Annotated in this window: 12 protein-coding genes; 5 read left to right on the forward strand and 7 right to left on the reverse strand. The window is 54.2% G+C overall.

Annotated features, from left to right (window positions below; genetic code table 11):
* Positions 1-16: 16 nt before the first annotated feature.
* Together GH769_RS09930 and GH769_RS09935 are read right to left on the reverse strand one after the other, a co-directional pair.
* Positions 17-1,003: a hydroxyacid dehydrogenase gene (locus GH769_RS09930; RefSeq protein ID WP_153649682.1), complete on the reverse strand. Its 987-nt coding sequence runs from the start codon at positions 1,001-1,003 to the stop codon at positions 17-19.
* A gap of 10 nt (positions 1,004-1,013) precedes the next feature.
* Positions 1,014-2,363, reverse strand: a complete 1,350-nt coding sequence (locus tag GH769_RS09935) for an MFS transporter (protein WP_153649683.1) — start codon at positions 2,361-2,363, stop codon at positions 1,014-1,016.
* 261 nt (positions 2,364-2,624) lie between these two features.
* Between GH769_RS09935 and GH769_RS09940 the strand changes: the two genes are divergently transcribed.
* Positions 2,625-4,085: an IclR family transcriptional regulator C-terminal domain-containing protein gene (locus tag GH769_RS09940; protein WP_178128919.1), complete on the forward strand. Its 1,461-nt coding sequence runs from the start codon at positions 2,625-2,627 to the stop codon at positions 4,083-4,085.
* Positions 4,086-4,133: 48 nt separating this feature from the next.
* Here GH769_RS09940 and GH769_RS09945 read toward each other — a convergent pair whose 3' ends face one another.
* The 3 genes from GH769_RS09945 to GH769_RS09955 form a co-directional block, all read right to left on the reverse strand.
* Positions 4,134-6,143 carry a TonB-dependent receptor gene (locus GH769_RS09945; protein WP_372242398.1) on the reverse strand — a complete coding sequence of 670 codons (2,010 nt, stop codon included), beginning with the start codon at positions 6,141-6,143 and terminating at the stop codon, positions 4,134-4,136.
* A 181-nt stretch (positions 6,144-6,324) separates the two neighbouring features.
* A complete protein-coding gene (locus tag GH769_RS09950) occupies positions 6,325-6,714 on the reverse strand; it encodes a DUF2946 domain-containing protein (RefSeq protein ID WP_153649686.1) in 390 nt (129 codons plus the stop codon).
* A 563-nt stretch (positions 6,715-7,277) separates the two neighbouring features.
* Positions 7,278-8,609 (reverse strand): hypothetical protein, encoded by a 1,332-nt coding sequence (locus GH769_RS09955; protein WP_372242389.1) that lies wholly within the window; start codon positions 8,607-8,609, stop codon positions 7,278-7,280.
* Between the two features lie 1,118 nt (positions 8,610-9,727).
* On the opposite strand from GH769_RS09955, the gene GH769_RS09960 reads away from it, so the two are divergent.
* The 4 genes from GH769_RS09960 to GH769_RS09975 are packed head-to-tail and all read left to right on the forward strand — an operon-like array spanning position 9,728 to position 14,055.
* The gene (locus GH769_RS09960; RefSeq protein ID WP_256670316.1) at positions 9,728-10,480 is read left to right on the forward strand and encodes a helix-turn-helix transcriptional regulator; all 753 of its coding nucleotides are present in this window, start codon (positions 9,728-9,730) and stop codon (positions 10,478-10,480) included.
* 47 nt (positions 10,481-10,527) lie between these two features.
* Complete coding sequence (gene iaaH / locus GH769_RS09965; RefSeq protein ID WP_218584666.1) at positions 10,528-12,033, forward strand: indoleacetamide hydrolase; 1,506 nt, start codon at positions 10,528-10,530, stop codon at positions 12,031-12,033.
* Between the two features lie 44 nt (positions 12,034-12,077).
* Positions 12,078-12,983 carry a transporter gene (locus tag GH769_RS09970; protein WP_153649687.1) on the forward strand — a complete coding sequence of 302 codons (906 nt, stop codon included), beginning with the start codon at positions 12,078-12,080 and terminating at the stop codon, positions 12,981-12,983.
* Positions 12,984-13,008: 25 nt separating this feature from the next.
* Positions 13,009-14,055 (forward strand): carbon-nitrogen hydrolase family protein, encoded by a 1,047-nt coding sequence (locus tag GH769_RS09975; protein WP_153649688.1) that lies wholly within the window; start codon positions 13,009-13,011, stop codon positions 14,053-14,055.
* A gap of 79 nt (positions 14,056-14,134) precedes the next feature.
* Here GH769_RS09975 and GH769_RS09980 read toward each other — a convergent pair whose 3' ends face one another.
* A complete protein-coding gene (locus GH769_RS09980) occupies positions 14,135-15,214 on the reverse strand; it encodes an enolase C-terminal domain-like protein (protein WP_153649689.1) in 1,080 nt (359 codons plus the stop codon).
* A 2-nt stretch (positions 15,215-15,216) separates the two neighbouring features.
* Positions 15,217-16,410, reverse strand: coding sequence for an alpha-hydroxy-acid oxidizing protein (locus tag GH769_RS09985; protein WP_153649690.1), 1,194 nt, complete (start codon positions 16,408-16,410; stop codon positions 15,217-15,219).
* Between the last annotated feature and the right edge of the window lies 1 nt (position 16,411).

A 16,411-nucleotide genomic window follows, 5' to 3' on the forward strand; every position in this document is an offset into this window, starting at 1 on the left:
CTCGGCGTAAATCCGTTTAGAACGCTATTAGTTGAACGTTTTTAGGTACTGGTTTGTTGACTGGGTGGAGCGGGGATCCGCCGCGCAAGACAGCAGAAATAGCCTCTACTGCGCTCATGCCAACCCGAAGCAGCGATTCATTTGTTTGCCCGGCAACGTGGGGAGTGACGAGCAGGTTCGGAAGGTCAGCAACAGGGAACGTGTTGCAACTGAATGGAGTGATCATGTCCGTGTTTTCTGCAGCTAGAACGTCGATACCCGCGCCACCCAGCTTGCCGCTACGCAGGGCATCAGCAACAGCTGCTTCATCGATCACTCCGCCGCGACTGGTGTTGATCAAGATAGCGCCGGTTTTCATCTTCTCGATTTCAGCTCCGCTGATCAGGTTCTCGGTGCCTGCCTGCAGAGGCACGTGGAGGCTCACGACGTCTGCTTGGGTCAACAACGTGTCGAGATCTACCAAGCGCTTATCAAAACTCGTGTCATAAGCAGGATCAGTCGCCAGAACCTTCATTCCGAAAGCTTCAGCAACTGGCGCAACATGCCGACCAATGTCGCCGAATCCAATCAGGCCCAAGGTGCGCCCTTCGAGCTCGATTCCTGTAAGCGACAGTCGATCTTGCGCCCAAATATTGTTGCGGGTTTGATCAGTTGCCAGTTGAACCTTGCGGCTAATACCCAGCAGCAGAGCAAATACATGCTCCACAACACTTCTTCTGTTCGCGCCAGGCGTATTGGTTACCCAGACCCCCAGCTCTGCTGCCGCTTTGTAGTCGACGTTGTCGTACCCCGCACCATGACGAGCTACGATGCGAAGCTTAGGGGAGGCCGCGATCATCTCGGCGGAGATATGGCCGCCGCGTAAAAATACCGCGTCTACCTCGTTTTGAATTTCCGAGTAAGGCACAGCATTTGGGCCATAGCCGAGTCGAACTTCGCCCACCGAAGAAAGGGCCTGTAGTACTTCTGGATGGATCGGGCTAGTCACATAAATCAAAGACATGATCGTCACCTTATGAGAATTGGTGGGTATTGACGTCATCGCTAGCCGCCGGCGCATTTTTACGAACGGTCGAGATAACGATCAGCCCCAAGAGACCTGATGCGCACAAGATGAATGCGGGGGTGGACTGATTACCGGTGGCTCCGATCAGCCAGGTCGCCAGGAATGGGCCTGAACCTCCGCCGATAACGGCGCCTACGCTGTGGCCGAATGCGACGCCGGTGTGGCGGATGTGCATCGGGAAAAACTCCGGCATTACCGAATAGGTGCCGGCTTGGCAGAGCGCGTAAGGGATCATGCCGAGCGCCAGCCCAGCAATTGCCAGATTGACCGAGCCTTGCTGCATGAGCATGAACGAGGGTATCGACAACACGGCATAAGCCACGTAGGCATACCGCAGGACTGATCTGCCGCCGCGATAGGAACCCAGCTGGCCAGCAAGAGGGATCAAAAATGCAGCGAGAATCACTGCAATCAATACAATAGTGGATGCTTCACCTTTCGAGTATCCCAAGATCGAGCTGAAGTACGCCGCGATGAATACGGTGCCGATGTATGTGCCGATGTTCTGCACCATCGAGATCATGATCACTTTTGCTAAAGGCTTGCGATAGTCCCGAATCAGCTCAGCAAAGGGCTGACCTTTTTTGACTTCCGCATCGTTTTTCTTCGATGCGAACTCAGGGCTGTCCTCAATGCTCAGTCGCATGTAAAGACCGATGATTCCCAGCGGCAGAGCCAGCAGGAACGGAATACGCCAGCCCCAGGAGAGCATTTCTGGATCCGTGAGAGTTGCCGCTGCGAGACCGGCAATTGCCGCCGCCAAACCTTTACCGAACTGAGCGATGGAGGGAAGGAAGGATATGTACAACGCGCGGCGTTTAGGTGGTGCCCACTCACGGATGTAGCTCGCAGCGCCGCCGATTTCGCCACCTGCGGAGAACCCTTGGAGCATGCGCAGAACAACTAGCAGTATTGGTGCCCAAACGCCAATCTGCGCATAGCCGGGCAGCAGGCCAATGAGCGTGGCTGCAGCTCCCATTAAGGTGATGCTGGCGATCAGGCTGAAGCGCCTTCCTACCTTGTCACCAAGCCAGCCGAAAGCAATTGCACCGAGCGGCCTTACCAGAAAGGCAGACCCGAATACTAGAAAGGTATTCAGCAGGCCAATCGTTGCATTGTCCGAAGGGAAGAAAACCATCGCGAGCGTTGCTGCGACATACCCGTACACGCTGAAGTCGTAATACTCAACGAAAGTCCCAAATACAGCGGCCCTTGTGGCTTTCTTGGCTCTTCTCGTTTGTTCCGTTTCTTCAACGGCCAGTGAAACGGGCTCGGCCATAACGTTATTGTTGTTCATGGGCACCTCGGTTGTCGGATTGTCTGCCTCATTCAAAAAATGGGACAGTGTCCTGCTCTTGTTTTATCTAGCTTCTAGAACGCCGGGACAGTTGTCAACAGCCAAGTGTGATTTGCGGTAGGGCGGCTTTAGACCCCAGAATGGGGGCCCGAACCTTCAATCTGACTTGCGATGCCTCAAACAAACCGCTCTATCACTACGTCTTCGCTGGTAGCCCCAGCATCCAGCCATACCCGGTTGATCCAGGTAGTGGACGCACTTGTGAAACGAACCAATGGAGAGCCTTGGGGCGTTCGAGAGCTTGCGGCAGAGCTTTCCGAGAGCCGGAGTACCGTTAATCGGATTCTGGTCTCTCTGGTCGATATAGGGTTCGCTAGCGAGGCGGGCGATGGCAAGTACAGCGTAGGGCCTAGAATTGACGTCCTAACGAAAGCGCTCAGTGATTCAAGTGTACTTCTCGGACTACGTGGAAAATCGCTTGGTCAACTTGCTGAAGCCTCTAAGTGCACAGCTCTTGTTTCTATCTACTGCCCTCGCAGCAGAGGTTATTTCATCGCAGCTTGTAGCGAAGCCGAAGCGACACTCACGTTCAGGCCTCAGTTAGGCGTGGTCTATCCATTGAGCTTTGGAGACATTGGTAGACAGTTGGCTAACTATCTCGACGCAAATGCTTTATGTACCCCCCCGCAAGATGAGAGGGGCGATCTGGAGTATATTTTTCGGACTGATAATGCACTTGGGCTGCTATCGGAGTCTGAGTTTCCCAGCGCGTTATCAATTGTTGTAGAAAGGATAGCGAGCGGGCTAATCATATCAGTCTCTGTCCACTCCGCTGGTAGTGCAGACTCAAGAATACGACGGCCGTTGGATGCTGATGTGCTGCGAGTTATCGAAGAGATAACGGGTGATATCGAGTCGAAGACATTTCAGAAGCTTCAGGCTTATCCCGCTCTCTCCACGAAAGATAATAAATCTACGGTTGATCGACTTGAAAGACTTCTCCTGCTTGCCTGTATCTTCCCTGATGGATTAATTAATTCTGTTGAATTGTACGATCAGCTTCTTTGCAATGCGGCTACGGCTAAACGACTGATACAATCAGGCGTTGAAGCCGAACTGGTCAGTTTGGTTGGCGGCACCTTGTATCCAGGCCCAAGGCTCTATCAATGGACGGCCAGGATGAACTCCGCTCATCGCAATCTCGCTGATATTACTAGGAAGATCCTGTCTACATTAGTTCAAGAGACCGGCGAGACGATAGCGCTTCTTTCATTCGATGAAGTGACTGAAAAGGCCGAATTTCTTGACGTCATACAGGGATGGAGACCTATTCAATATAAGCTCCAAGTGAATGTGGACGTTCCGCTCTATGCCGGTGCTGCCGGCAAGGCTGTACTGGCTTACTGCGCCCCCCACTTGGTTGACTCTCTTAAGCTTGTAAAGATTACCGATGCGACGATTACTTCCCGCAAGGTGCTTAAGGAAGAATTGGTGACCATAAAAGAGCGAGGCTGGGCTACCGGTGAAGGTGAACGTGTACTAGGCGCTTTTGGTTTGGCTGTACCTTTTTTTGTCGATGGTAAAATTCGAGGGTCAATCTCAGCGACCATTCCTCAATACCGTAAAGATGAGCGTGATCTACCGATGCTAACCAGTCTGATGCGTGAAGCAACTGCAAAGATTGAGCGCTTATTGTCACTAGGCGTAAAGACGGGACAATGACCTAACGTTAAGCTGCTGAGGCCTAAAGGGCCTCAGCAATGTTCTACATCAGAAGTCCACGGTCACCCCGGTGTATAGCGCGCGCCCATCACCCGGGGAATGCAGAGATGCCTGGGCACCGTCCGGGTCGTACCAGACGTATTCGTAATATCGGTTTGTGAGGTTTTTCAACTGTAGGTCGACGCTCACTGACCGCGTGAACTTGTAGGTCGCACCGAGGTTCATCAACACGTAACCGCCATAAGTCCCCTTCGTGTTTTCTCGCTCCAAGTAATAATTAGTCTGGCCGTTCATCCAGGCAGTCAGCTGTAATGCCGGCGTCGCGTCATAGCTAATGCCGGCGTTGTAAAGGTGACGCGGGATGTGGTCAATTTCCTGGCTTTTGCTGTTAGGCAACGTGGCGCTCGGCTGGAGTATTTTCGAGTACTGCCAAGAGTAGGCCATCCATATTTCGGTGCGGTCGTTAGGGTGCAGGTTCATTTGTAAGTCATAACCCCACCGCCGAGTTTCACCCACGTTATCGGACTCGCCGCTTGGATCGTTCAGTCTGCGACTGACTTCTCCTGATGCCTCTTGCTGCCAGTATGCGACGCGTCCATCCACCCAGTCAGCCGGCGTGAACTTGATACCGGTTTCCCAGCCTTCGTTGATCGACGGAGCCAAGTCAGTATCCCTGGGTGGAATCTTGTAAGCCGCCGCTCCAGTGCCCACTTGAAAGGTTCGCCCCCAGTTCGCGTACAAGCTGGCGACGTCCCACGGGGAATAGACAATGCTGATCTTCGGCTGCTTGATCGGTCCGTAATCGTTGATGTCGTAATCCGAGCCGGTCATTTCGTTGGTGAAGTCGCCCTGGATCTTGTCGACCCGGTATGCCGGTACGATTTTCAACGACTCGAACGGTTTAATCTCGGCCTGGACATACGCGCCGTAAGTATCGAAATCAAATTTCTGGTCGCGCGTGGTCGCCAGACGCTCGCGGTCTTTGGTGCGATAGCGCTCACTTTTGTTCTGCTGCTGTTGCACGTCCGCACCGCCTTCGAGGGCGAAATCGTAGAGCCAACTGAAATCCGGGCGCCAGGTAAGAGAGGTGAGGGCGCCATACTGCGTCTCGTATGTGTCGCGCTCTTGCTGCGAGCTTGTGCGCCAATATTGCGTCCAGCGCCTGTCGTCGAAGGTGTTGACGTAGGTCTTCGCTGACCAAGCGAGCGTATCGGCTAGGTCGGTATCGAAATGCACACTGACCTGGTTCATGCGCCGCGTGCCTTTGTCCGTCGCGTTGAAGCTGTTGGTCATTTCCGGATGATGTCGAGCATCGTCCTCAGCCAGATAGCCTGGCTCCTGAGCCTCGGTTTCGTAATGACGAGCAATCAGACCGATGCGGTAACTATCATCGTCCGGCGTGTAGAACCATTTCCCCGACATTGAAAACTTGTCCGCTTCAGCGTGATCTCGGTAGCCGTCGGATTTCTGATAGGCGAAGAAATAGTTTTGCGTCCAGTTGCTGCTCTGAATACCCTTGGCGAGTTGGGCCTCCTGGGTATCGAAGCTGCCATAACGCAGCCGCGTTTTGTTGTAGTCGCCACCCGTGCGGGTCAGCATATTGACGTTGCCGGCAATGTTATTCAGGCCATAACGCGCATCACTGGTGCCACGTACCACCTCGATACTGTCCAGCTCCATGGGGAAAATCATGTCCATGTACGGCATGTTGCCGTCGTTGCTGTTGCTTGGGATTCCATCGATCAGCAATTTGACAGCGTTCACTTCCCCTTCGCCGTTAAAGCCTCGGAAGGAGATTTTGCCGGAGGTAGTGCCTTGATTGAATTCAGTCAACATCACACCTGGGGCGCGGCTGAACAGCTCCCAACTGTAGTTGACCGGTAATTTTTCAAGGAAGTCCGCGCCTAGGATGTCTACGGAGCTCAGAACACTGCTGGCGTTCAGCGTGCCGCTGGCCGAGCCTTGGATACTCACCGCGCCGAGGGTCAGCGTTGAACTTTCGGCTTTGTCGGCTTCGGCTAATGCCAGGGACAGCGGACTTAATGCAAGCATGCCCATCGAAAATAGAGGCCACATGGAGCGGGACACAGACAAACGCTTTGCTTGAAGCAAAGTAATCGGAGCAGGCATAGCACGCATTTCCTGATATCAAGAAACTTTAAGGGCTTTCAGCGTCCAACGGAGGTCGCTGAAAGGATTTAAATGAGGGCAGCACCACGCGGTGTCAGCGGTGGTGTGATCAGGTGAAAGGGGAGGCGCGTGGACTTAGGCTGGGCCAGCGAATGCGTGGATGCAGTGTCGGAAGTACAGGGTTTTCGAGGGCAGTGTTGGCGGTGTACTGCGGTAGGAAATGCCGGTAGTAATTGGACGGTAGAGCTGCCAATCCGGCATGCCCACAACAGCAGTCACCGTGTTGCATGGCAGGTTTAGACTGAGGAATCTCCAGGGCATCGATGGCCTTGCCGAGGTCTTTAGGCAGGGCTCCCATGTTGCCGCCTGAACAGAACCCAGCCCAAAGCATCAGGCGTACGTCCGGCGTCTGCATCGCACGGCTCAGCGGCATGGCGACCAGGTTGAGCAAGACGGCCAGGCAAGCAATCCAGGGACTGATGCGTTTCCAAGAACTCATAAATGAAATCGCCGCGAAGGGACGTTTATTTAGCCCGCTTAAACGAATGAAGTAAATTTCCCCGGGTGCGCTATTTCGCCACAGGCAACTTGGCCTGCTTCAGCAACATGACTACCCCAGGTGTTAAGCTGTCCCTCAATACGCTGGATGTATGGCCATATGGCGGAACACTGCTGCTGGCTGAAATTGAGGATACAGGGAGGTTCCTGGCAACCTGAGGCTTTGGAGCTGATCGAGCAGCAAGAATGGCGTGGAAATATCAGGCAGTTGGAGCCGGTTGTTCGCTTGGCGGTCGCCGTGGCCGATCAAGGGTTTTTGATTCTCCGAACATTTTCTAAGGGGAGCAAGTGGAATAGAAACGCAGCGCGAAATCGTTAAAGGAATTAAATCCAGGACTCCTCGGATGCCAACCGAGGCAACGTAAGACTACGCCACTGTGATTGGGCGTCGCCGCGGTCGATTTATCGAAAGCTAAGGATTGAGTAGGCTATCGCTCTCTGGGTGAATAGTAGGCGTCAAGAACCGGTGTCTTGGTAACAACCGGCTCTTGAGTTTATGCATGATTAAAAAACAGTAGCAATTATCAGTTGAGTGTAAGTACTGGTGCCGTTGCCACCCAACTGCGAGCCCCCTTCAGACCCCGACCGCTCCGGTTTGAATAATCCCAAGACGGGGCTCACTGTCCAGTGTTCGTCGACACGCCACTCTGCGTAAATGTCCAATTCTCGGCCATCAAAATTGCCTAAGTTCTTATTGATGGAGTTAAAGTCGAAATACAACGCGCCGATGGTCAAGTCTTCTCTGGGGGTAATTTTTAATCCGACATGATGCACACGTGTATTGCTATTAAGTGGGCCTGCATAGTTGGATGCCACTTCGCCTTGGTACCATGTGCCATAACCACGGCTCATTCCATAAAACAAGGGGTCAAAATTTTCTGAGAAACGGCTAAAGCGATAGGTGAGCGTCGGTGTCCAGAAAGTGTCAGAAAAATTCCAGCTGCTTTCAAGGTACCACGCGTTTTCACTGCCCTGACTGCTGTCTTGCGAAGCGTATTCGAAAGAAAGATTAAGATCTTTGACACCCAGTGAGCCATTACCTCGCAGGCTTATCGTTTCCATCCCTTCTCGGGACAATTGAGCTGGTGTAGCAAACCGCTCATTCACATCCGAAGTACGGATATAAGTCAGACCAAGCGTGCCAGGTTCAGAAATGTGTTCGAGCGTGGCAATGGTAAGCTCTGTTTCAGCTTGGGCCGGGTTATCAGACCTTAGCCACATCAAGTCTCCGCGCCAGCCTTTATCCCCGCCTAAGCGCAGAACCGCAGTGTGGTCGAACGCCTTTCGGGGGGCGATGTAGAAAGCGCCCCCTCGATCGTAATCTTCGCCCAATGCGACATCACCAAGGCTCACCGCGTCACCATTGATTAAAAATCCATCGCCCACAACGATCTTCTGGCTGCCGAAGGAGATGTCGATGCCATTTTCTCCAAGCGCAGGGAATAACGTATCTGAACGCCATCCCAAATAGGCATCCTCTACTGCTGTTCGCCGTTCTGTGCCCTTCGTAAAGCCGCCAGCATCGCCGTCCCCCCACGTCGCTGAAGACACCATGCTGAACGCACCGTACATGCTGCCAAAGTTGTCCATCTGTTGGCTGCCGTGTAATCCATACTTCAAATAGCCTTCACGCCAGCTTGAACTTCCTGCACGCTGCGTACCTAGCAATCCATAGTTTTTTTGGCTATGCATCGCGCCAAAGACAGCTTCTAGATCCCCGCTGACGGTAGTTCCGTTCTGATTATAGAACTCATACGCATGTGCCGATATAGTGGTTATAAGTGTGCCGGACAGAAGAGAAAATAGGATGATGTTTTTGGTTGGTGTCGGTTTCAAAGTCATGCCCCTTTTGGAGTTTTATTATAGTTTCACTGTTGTCAGGTTCTTATTGTCGGGCGCGTGCTCATTGTATTAACGGGCTGGCTGAGGCGTGTTCGAGTCAGTAAACCGCTGGACCCCTCCTTCCTGATGTCATCACCTCGACATGGATGCCATGGCAAATGGCATGCCATGATTCTAAAGTTGCACAACATCATGATGTTTAAGGTTTTATTAGAGGTGTCAGGTGTTTTTGCTGCTTGTTTGTGTTGAAATATAGAACACGTCATGTGGGGGGGTGAACACTTTGCACAGTTCAAAAGTCCAACTGGCGAGGCGGGCGCTAGCGGTATTGTTGCGGTCTCATAGATCGGCTCTCAAGTATGGTTTTTTGATGTGGTAAGTTCTGAAGATGCGTCAGTCGTCATGTGTTACGGCGGTGGAGTATATGGCCGTCAAACAATAGGCTACCGCTGCGACAGCGCTGTGCTAAGGAAAAACTGTGCTCAGCAAAAAAAATCTACTTCGGCACCACGCCACACCGCGTGGTCAGCGAAATGAACCTGCAGATAGCGAGCGTGGCGGAGTAATAAACCTACGTTGCCGAGGGGATCAATCGCAATGCCGATACCTTCGGAGTTTTATTAAGTTTTTGGCTATCGTGCAGATTATAAGAACGGCTTATATACATTCTTTAAACTATCTATTTGTGCTGTTGCAGCGCAGCTCATATCGTTCATGTGACCGTAAAGTCGGGTCACCCCCTTCGCTCTGTTTTTCGGTGCGCACGATTAGTGGTCCATAACAATAATCAGAGAAATGCGGACATGAATACACACCTCTTGAGTCAGCACATCCAGGTCTCCAAGAATGCGGGCCGGTGTGCTTTATCGCGCTCATCAATGAGCACATCGGTAGCCACTACATTAGCTTTCCCCGAGTATGCGCAGCTAGAACTCGGTTGAACCTTTGCAAGGTTCCAGCTTGCGTCTGTTCCCTCAACGTTTATCCGTGAGAGAAAGCTCGCAGCCTTCGGATACTCTGAGACGCTGATCTGCGTAACCTGCACAAGGGACTGATTCTTGCTGTGCGCATGTTGTTCTGTTGGTGCAAACGGTCGGGGAGTGCTCATCGCTATGGTCACGAAAGATTTGAGCAAGTCGGAAGTGGAGTGCGTCGCCGAGATTATCTGGCGGCTCTCCGAATATCGTGGTAAGGCTCAGGCGCGCGCGGAGGTTCTTAAACTAGTGACCGAGCTGGTAGACGCGGACTATGCAGCCTCGTTTGTCTGGGATGCACAACGCAAGAAATCAACCCAGAGCGTTGCGGTCAATATCAGTGATGCGGCGCTGGATCACTATGATCAATACTTTTATCAGACTGATAATGTTACTCCGGCCTTGCGCGCCTGCGTGTCGGCCACGAACGTGGACAATGTGATCGCTCGTCCGCAGCTCCTTGGCAGCGAATTCTACGTCGATTTTCTGAAGCCGGCCGGTATGTACCATGGCATAAATATCTACTTCTTCGATGGTGGCGTTGATGTAGGTGATTTGCGTATTTGGCGGGGTGCTGGAGGACATCCCTTTACACTTAGGGAGGAAAGGATCCTCAACAGTCTTTCCCCTTACTTCGTGCGTTCGTTGTCGCCGACCATTCATTCTGCACAAGGGCTTTCAGGGCGTGAGGCCGATGTTGCGCGATTGGTCGCAAATGGTGCGAGCGACAAGGAAATCGCTCGACAGTTGGGCATTGCCTTCACCACTGTTCGTACCCACTTGAACAATGCCATGTGCAAACTCGACTGCGCCAATCGCACTCAACTGGCTCGACAGTTTTCGTATGGCCTCCTCATTAATGAGGAAGCGAGCGAACGGCACGCTCGTTAGTTTAGTGGCAGGGCATTTGGGCCCGACAACTGGACAGGACACGAGTGATGCGACAGTTGATATGGGGTATGGGACCACCGTTGGCATTGGCCGCCAGTGTATCGAGTGCTGGGGTACTACCGGCTGATTTTTATGAATTGACCGGTATAGACGCGGCAAAGTTGATCTGCTCGAAAACCGTCACTAGCCGCCAATTGGTGGAAGGCTGGCTAGCGCGGATAGAAACTCATAAGGCCCTGAATGCCTTCATTTCGGTTGACGCACGTGCCGCTCTGGCACAAGCGGATGCTTATGACCAAAGCATGCAGCAGCACAAACCCTGTCTGCCCTTGGGCGGTGTGCCTATTGCCATCAAGGACAATATCCATGTCAAAGGTTTCGCCAATAGTGCGGGAACTCCCGCTCTGGCTAATTTTTATCCGAACGCCAGCGCCCCCATCGTTGATCGCCTGATAGCTGCAGGCGCGATTGTCATCGGTAAGAGCAACATGCAGGAGTTGGCTTACGGCACATCTGGCTACAACACGGCGTTTCATGAGCCCGGAGTCGTTGGTGTGCGTAACGCCTACGACCCTACGCGGATTGCCGGAGGTTCGTCTTCTGGTAGCGCCAGTGCGGTGGGCGCCAGGCTGGTCCCCATAGCCTTGGGCACTGATACCGGAGGATCCATCCGTCAGCCGTGTGCACTGAATGGCTGTGTAGGTTTCAGGCCTACGGTAGGGCGCTACAGCCAGCAAGGTATTACACCGATATCCCATACACGTGACACAGCCGGGCCCATGGCACGCAGCGTCGAGGATGTTGTGTTGCTGGATCAGGTCATCACCGGGCTCAAGCCATTAGTAGCACCGAAGGCCGCGGCGATAAGGCTGGGTGTACCCGCCGAGTTCTGGCAAGACCTGGAGCCGGAGGTGGCAGTTGTCGCTGACCTGGCGCTTAAAAAGCTTGAGGCCGCCGGCTTCCAGCTCGTACCTATTTCAATGTATGGGGTGTTCGAACTGGATGCCAAAGTGGGGATGCCGATTGCCTTGTACGAGGGCAAAACAGACCTCCAGCGTTATCTGGCCATTAGCGGCAGCGGCGTCAGCATTGAGACCTTAGCTTCGCAGATATCCAGCCCCGACGTACGCGAAATTTTTGACCGGTTCATTACCCCACAAAAAATTCCCGACCCCAATGGCAATCTTGTTGATCTGGCACCCGCCTACGACTGGGCTATCAATACAGGCATGCCGGCGTTGAAGCAGATGTACCTGAGAGTCATACAGGACAATCGCCTGGATGCCTTGGTGTTTCCGACTTCGCCCGAGGTCGCGATCAAAAGCGAACCTCAAGCCACTACCTTCGCGGCGTTTGCACGAATGATCCGCAACGCTGATCCGGGCAGCAATGCTCGCATGCCTGGTTTGACTCTTCCTATTGGGCTCGGCCCACGCAGCGCGCTGCCGGTTGGTCTGGAAATAGACGGATTGTCCGACTCAGACGCTCATCTCTTGGCTATCGGCCTGACGATGCAGTCGGTCTTCGGAAGGCAGGCTGGCCCCGCTCAATAAATCGCAAACATTTTGCAACTCTCCAATAACAAGAGTGAACTGATATGAAGTGCGAGTCGGAGCTAAAATATTGCAGCCCTGTGCGAGGTTTGAAACGGGCAGTGGCGACGCTGCTGATAGGTTTTTCCGCTGGGACTAGCGCCGCGATGATCACCACCGATCCTGGAGATTCTGCCCCCTTACCCGAGGGCACAGACCTCGGCGTTCTCTACTACCAACACGCCGAGCGCAACAAATTGAAGGTGGATGGCCATGATGTCCCGGGAGACTTCCGTCTGGACAGCGACATAGCGGTCGCTCGCTATGTGAAGTGGACTTCACTCGGCGGCTTCCTGGTGACACCGCAGGTGATCCTGCCCTACGGGCACCTGAAAATGAGCGGTGACAGCCATGCGTCTGAAAGCAACTTTGGTGACCCGATCATTGGCAGCAATATCTGGCTCCTCAACGATGCAGTCAATGAACGCTACTTCAGCCTCGGTGGTTATATTAGCTTGCCGCTAGGCAGCTATGACGATGAAAAGGGCTCAATGAACATCGGTGAGAATCGCTGGAAAGGCGCGTTCGAAGTCAACTACGTGCAGGCAATTATTCCTCACACTTTATACGGCGAAATTACTCTGGAACACGATGAATTCGGTAAGAACGACGACTTCTTCGGTCGTACGCTACGTCAGGATTCGGTTTTCGAAGTGCAGACGCACCTGCGTTATGTGTTCGGTCCCACCGATCAGTTTGCGGTGAGCTACTTCCATACCACGGGAGGTGAAAATCATTTAGACGGTGTTGGCTTGGACGACAGCCTGAATACCAAGCGCTATTTGCTGACCTGGGCGCATTTCCTTACCCCTAAAACGCAATTGCAAGCCCAAACGGGACAGGACCTCGATGTACGTAATGGTCCGCAGGAAAGCCTGCGGGTGAACTTGCGTCTGGCTCATATCTTCTGACTAACAATAACCAGGGTGATCAAGCATGACGATACAAAAAAAACAGTACAAAGTTGCCGCGGTGCAGGCTGCCCCTGCGTTCCTCGATCTGGAAGCTGGCGTGGTCAAAACGATCGGGTTGATGGCTCAGGCGGCGGCTGAGGGCGCTTCATTAATAGCTTTCCCCGAAGCGTGGCTGCCTGGATATCCCTGGTGGATCTGGGTGGACTCCCCGGCCGGCGGCATGCGCTTCGTTCAGCGAAACTTCGACAATGCCCTGGAGGTCGGCAGCGAACCCTTCGAGCGTCTTTGCAGGGCAGCGGCACAGAACAAAATCTACGTCGTACTGGGCTTCACAGAGCGTTCTGGTGGCACCTTGTATTTGGCTCAGGCGATCATTGACAATTGCGGTCGGGTAGTCGCCACTCGGCGTAAGCTCAAACCGACCCACGTGGAGCGCTCGGTCTTTGGCGAGGGTGATGGGAGTGACTTGTCGGTGCACGATACCGCATTAGGGCGGATCGGTGCGTTGTGTTGCGCGGAGCATATCCAGCCGCTGTCCAAGTACGCCATGTATGCTCAGAACGAACAGGTGCATATTGCTGCCTGGCCGAGCTTTTCGGTATATCGGGGGGCCGCGTTTCAGCTGAGTGCTCAAGCGAATAATGCCGCCTCGCAAGTCTACGCACTGGAAGGTCAGTGTTTTGTACTGGCACCCTGCGCCACAGTGTCCAAGGAAATGCTCGACGAGCTGATTGATACTCCGGCCAAAGCTGAGTTGTTGCTGGAAGGCGGCGGTTTCGCGATGATTTACGGCCCGGATGGCGCACCTCTTTGTACGCCATTGGCGGAAGCAGAGGAGGGAATCCTCTATGCGGATATTGATTTGGGGGCGATTGGTTTAGCCAAGGCGGCCTACGACCCCGTGGGTCACTATTCTCGCCCTGATGTGCTGCGGTTGCTGTTCAACCGGGAGCCAATGACGCGTGTGCATCATGTTCAGCCACAACCGTTACCGGCAAACTCGTTGCTAGCGTTCGGTCCGGATGCCGCAAGAAGTGAGGACAGCCCGGAAGTACAAGGCGATAAGTAAAACTTTTTCAGTAGAACGCAAACCTCCCGGCAACCCGTTAACTCGAAAGCGTGTTGGCGGGAGGTGTTGTTTCAAAGCCTCAGACGCTGAATTTATCGATCTGTGATTCACGCCAGACAATCCCGGCCCCCGGCAAGTCCGGAATCACCGCGTGACCATTCTTGAAGGTAAGCGTCGGCTCGATCACGGCACCCGCGATGTCCAGACGTTCGAGCCAGTCCGCGGTAGGGGAGACTGCCAGCAGGTGCGCGCTGAACTCCTGAAACAAGTGGCTGGAAAGTGGCAGGCCAAATTGCTGCGCCAGTGCGCTTGCCCGGAGCCATCCAGTGACACCTCCGATTTTCATGATGTCCGGCATTGCCAGGTCACAGGCGCCAGCGCTCAGCGCCTTGAACATATCTTCGGGACCAAACCAGTTCTCGCCGATCTGAATCGGTACATCCAACGCTTCGCAGATTCGTGCATGCCCGGCGTAGTCGTACTGCAAGGTCGGCTCTTCGATCCAGGCTAGGCTTTCGTCTTGCAGGGCCAGGCCTCGTCGGATAGCTTCAGGCACGCTCAGGCTCTGGTTGTAGTCCACCATGATGGAGAAATCCTCACCCACCGCGCGGCGCATGCTACGTATGACGCGTAGGTCTTCGGCTAGGCTGGCATAACCGATCTTGGTCTTGACCGCACGAAAGCCCGTCTCGGCGGCGTCGACGGCACGTGATGTCGCTAGGGCTTCACCGTCAAGACTGTGGCTGTCGTAGCTTTTCACTGTTCTTAAGCTGCCACCCAGACACTCAACCAACGGCAAGCCCTGGGTCTTGGCCAAAGCATCCCAAGCCGCCATGTCGATGCCAGCTGCGGCCATGCGCACGAGGCCAGTGAAACCCAGTAGGCAGAAGCGCTTGCTGAGCATCTGTTCCAGGTCAGTCGGTGACAAGGGTTGATCGACGATCAGGCTGGCCATGTCATCGACCATCTGTTTGAGCGGCTTGAGTGCAATCGGTGTGTAAGCGAACAGGTAAGCATGCCCGGTTACGCCAGCGTCGGTCGTTATGTCCAATAGAACCAGCGGGGCTGTGGCGACAGTGCCGACGGCGGTATGGATGGGATAGGTCAGAGGAACGTTCACAGCACGGGACTTGAGTCCGGTGATCTTGGCGGCAGACATCTTTATTTTCTCGCTTGTTCAAGTGAATGAATCCGGGCCGATGCCAAAGCAGCCTGTGCTGGTGCGGGCGTCAGATCGAGGTACGCGGGCGACAGGTGCTCCACGCAAGGACAGCCGATCTGAGCCAGGGTCCGATCGATATCGGCCTTGAGCAGGCGCAATACATCGTCGACGCCGGCTTCGCCTTGCGCAGCCAGGCCATACAGGGTGGCGCGCCCCAGCAGTACGGCGCCTGCCCCCATGGCCAGCGCCTTGACGATGTCGGCCCCGCGACGGAAGCCGCTGTCGATAAGCACAGGTTGGCTGACCTTGCGCACGGTTTCGGCCAGCACTTCGAAAGGTGAGATGGCGGTGTCGAGTTGACGTCCGCCGTGGTTCGACAGAATCACCCCATCGACACCTTCGGCGATGCATCGGGCTGCATCGTCGGCATCCAACAGGCCTTTGACCAGCAGGGTGTGAGGCCATTTTTCACGCAACCAGCGCAACGCTTGCCAATCAAAGCTGGCGTCCATCTGCCGACTCATCAGGGCGGCCTGGACCTCTAGGTTGGACGCTTGGCTGCTGACAAAGTTGGCCAGTTCGGGCATGCCATGGCGCAGCAGATCGAATGACCAGCGTGGATGCAGACAACCGTCGAGCATCACCTGCGGGGTATAGCTCATGGGCATCTTGAATTGGTTGCGCAAGTCACGTTCGCGGTAACCGTTGACGGTTACGTCAGTGGTCAGCACCAGGGTCTTGTAACCCGTCGCTAATGCTCGCTCGACCATCTGTTCGGCAAGAGTGCGATGAACCACATAGAGCTGAAACCACAACTCACCGTCGCACTGCCGGGCCAGATCCTCGATGGAGAGGTTGGAGGCGGTAGACAGCACAAAAGGTATGCCTGCCCGGCTTGCTGCACGAGCCAGAATCAGATCGCCCTTGGGCCACAGCGCGCCATTGAGCCCCGTCGGGCCGATCAATAACGGAAGCGCCTGGCGTTTGCCGAAGAGGCTGGTCGATAGTTCGCGCTGGCTGACATCCACCAACCGCCGAGGCTTGAACCGGACATTCTGGAATACTTCGCGGTTGTGTTGCAGACCCTGTTCGTCTTCGGCGCCACCTTCAAGGTAATCGAAGACCATCTTTGGCAAGCGCCGACGGGCCAGTTCGCGATAGTCGGCGACGTTCAGCGGAGCATTGTTCCACATG

The organism is Pseudomonas sp. CFSAN084952 (assembly GCF_009648855.1).
Classification (GTDB): Bacteria; Pseudomonadota; Gammaproteobacteria; order Pseudomonadales; family Pseudomonadaceae; genus Aquipseudomonas; species Aquipseudomonas paracarnis.

What these genes read in the sequence shown, in the direction of transcription:
- GH769_RS09960 (WP_256670316.1), top strand. Translation starts at nt 9,728, where the DNA reads ATGGTCACGAAAGATTTGAGCAAGTCGGAAGTGGAGTGCGTCGCCGAG.
- GH769_RS09935 (WP_153649683.1), bottom strand. Translation starts at nt 2,363, where the DNA reads ATGAACAACAATAACGTTATGGCCGAGCCCGTTTCACTGGCCGTTGAA.
- GH769_RS09950 (WP_153649686.1), bottom strand. Translation starts at nt 6,714, where the DNA reads ATGAGTTCTTGGAAACGCATCAGTCCCTGGATTGCTTGCCTGGCCGTC.
- iaaH (WP_218584666.1), top strand. Translation starts at nt 10,528, where the DNA reads ATGCGACAGTTGATATGGGGTATGGGACCACCGTTGGCATTGGCCGCC.
- GH769_RS09930 (WP_153649682.1), bottom strand. Translation starts at nt 1,003, where the DNA reads ATGTCTTTGATTTATGTGACTAGCCCGATCCATCCAGAAGTACTACAG.
- GH769_RS09985 (WP_153649690.1), bottom strand. Translation starts at nt 16,410, where the DNA reads ATGTGGAACAATGCTCCGCTGAACGTCGCCGACTATCGCGAACTGGCC.
- GH769_RS09970 (WP_153649687.1), top strand. Translation starts at nt 12,078, where the DNA reads ATGAAGTGCGAGTCGGAGCTAAAATATTGCAGCCCTGTGCGAGGTTTG.
- GH769_RS09945 (WP_372242398.1), bottom strand. Translation starts at nt 6,143, where the DNA reads ATGGGCATGCTTGCATTAAGTCCGCTGTCCCTGGCATTAGCCGAAGCC.
- GH769_RS09975 (WP_153649688.1), top strand. Translation starts at nt 13,009, where the DNA reads ATGACGATACAAAAAAAACAGTACAAAGTTGCCGCGGTGCAGGCTGCC.
- GH769_RS09980 (WP_153649689.1), bottom strand. Translation starts at nt 15,214, where the DNA reads ATGTCTGCCGCCAAGATCACCGGACTCAAGTCCCGTGCTGTGAACGTT.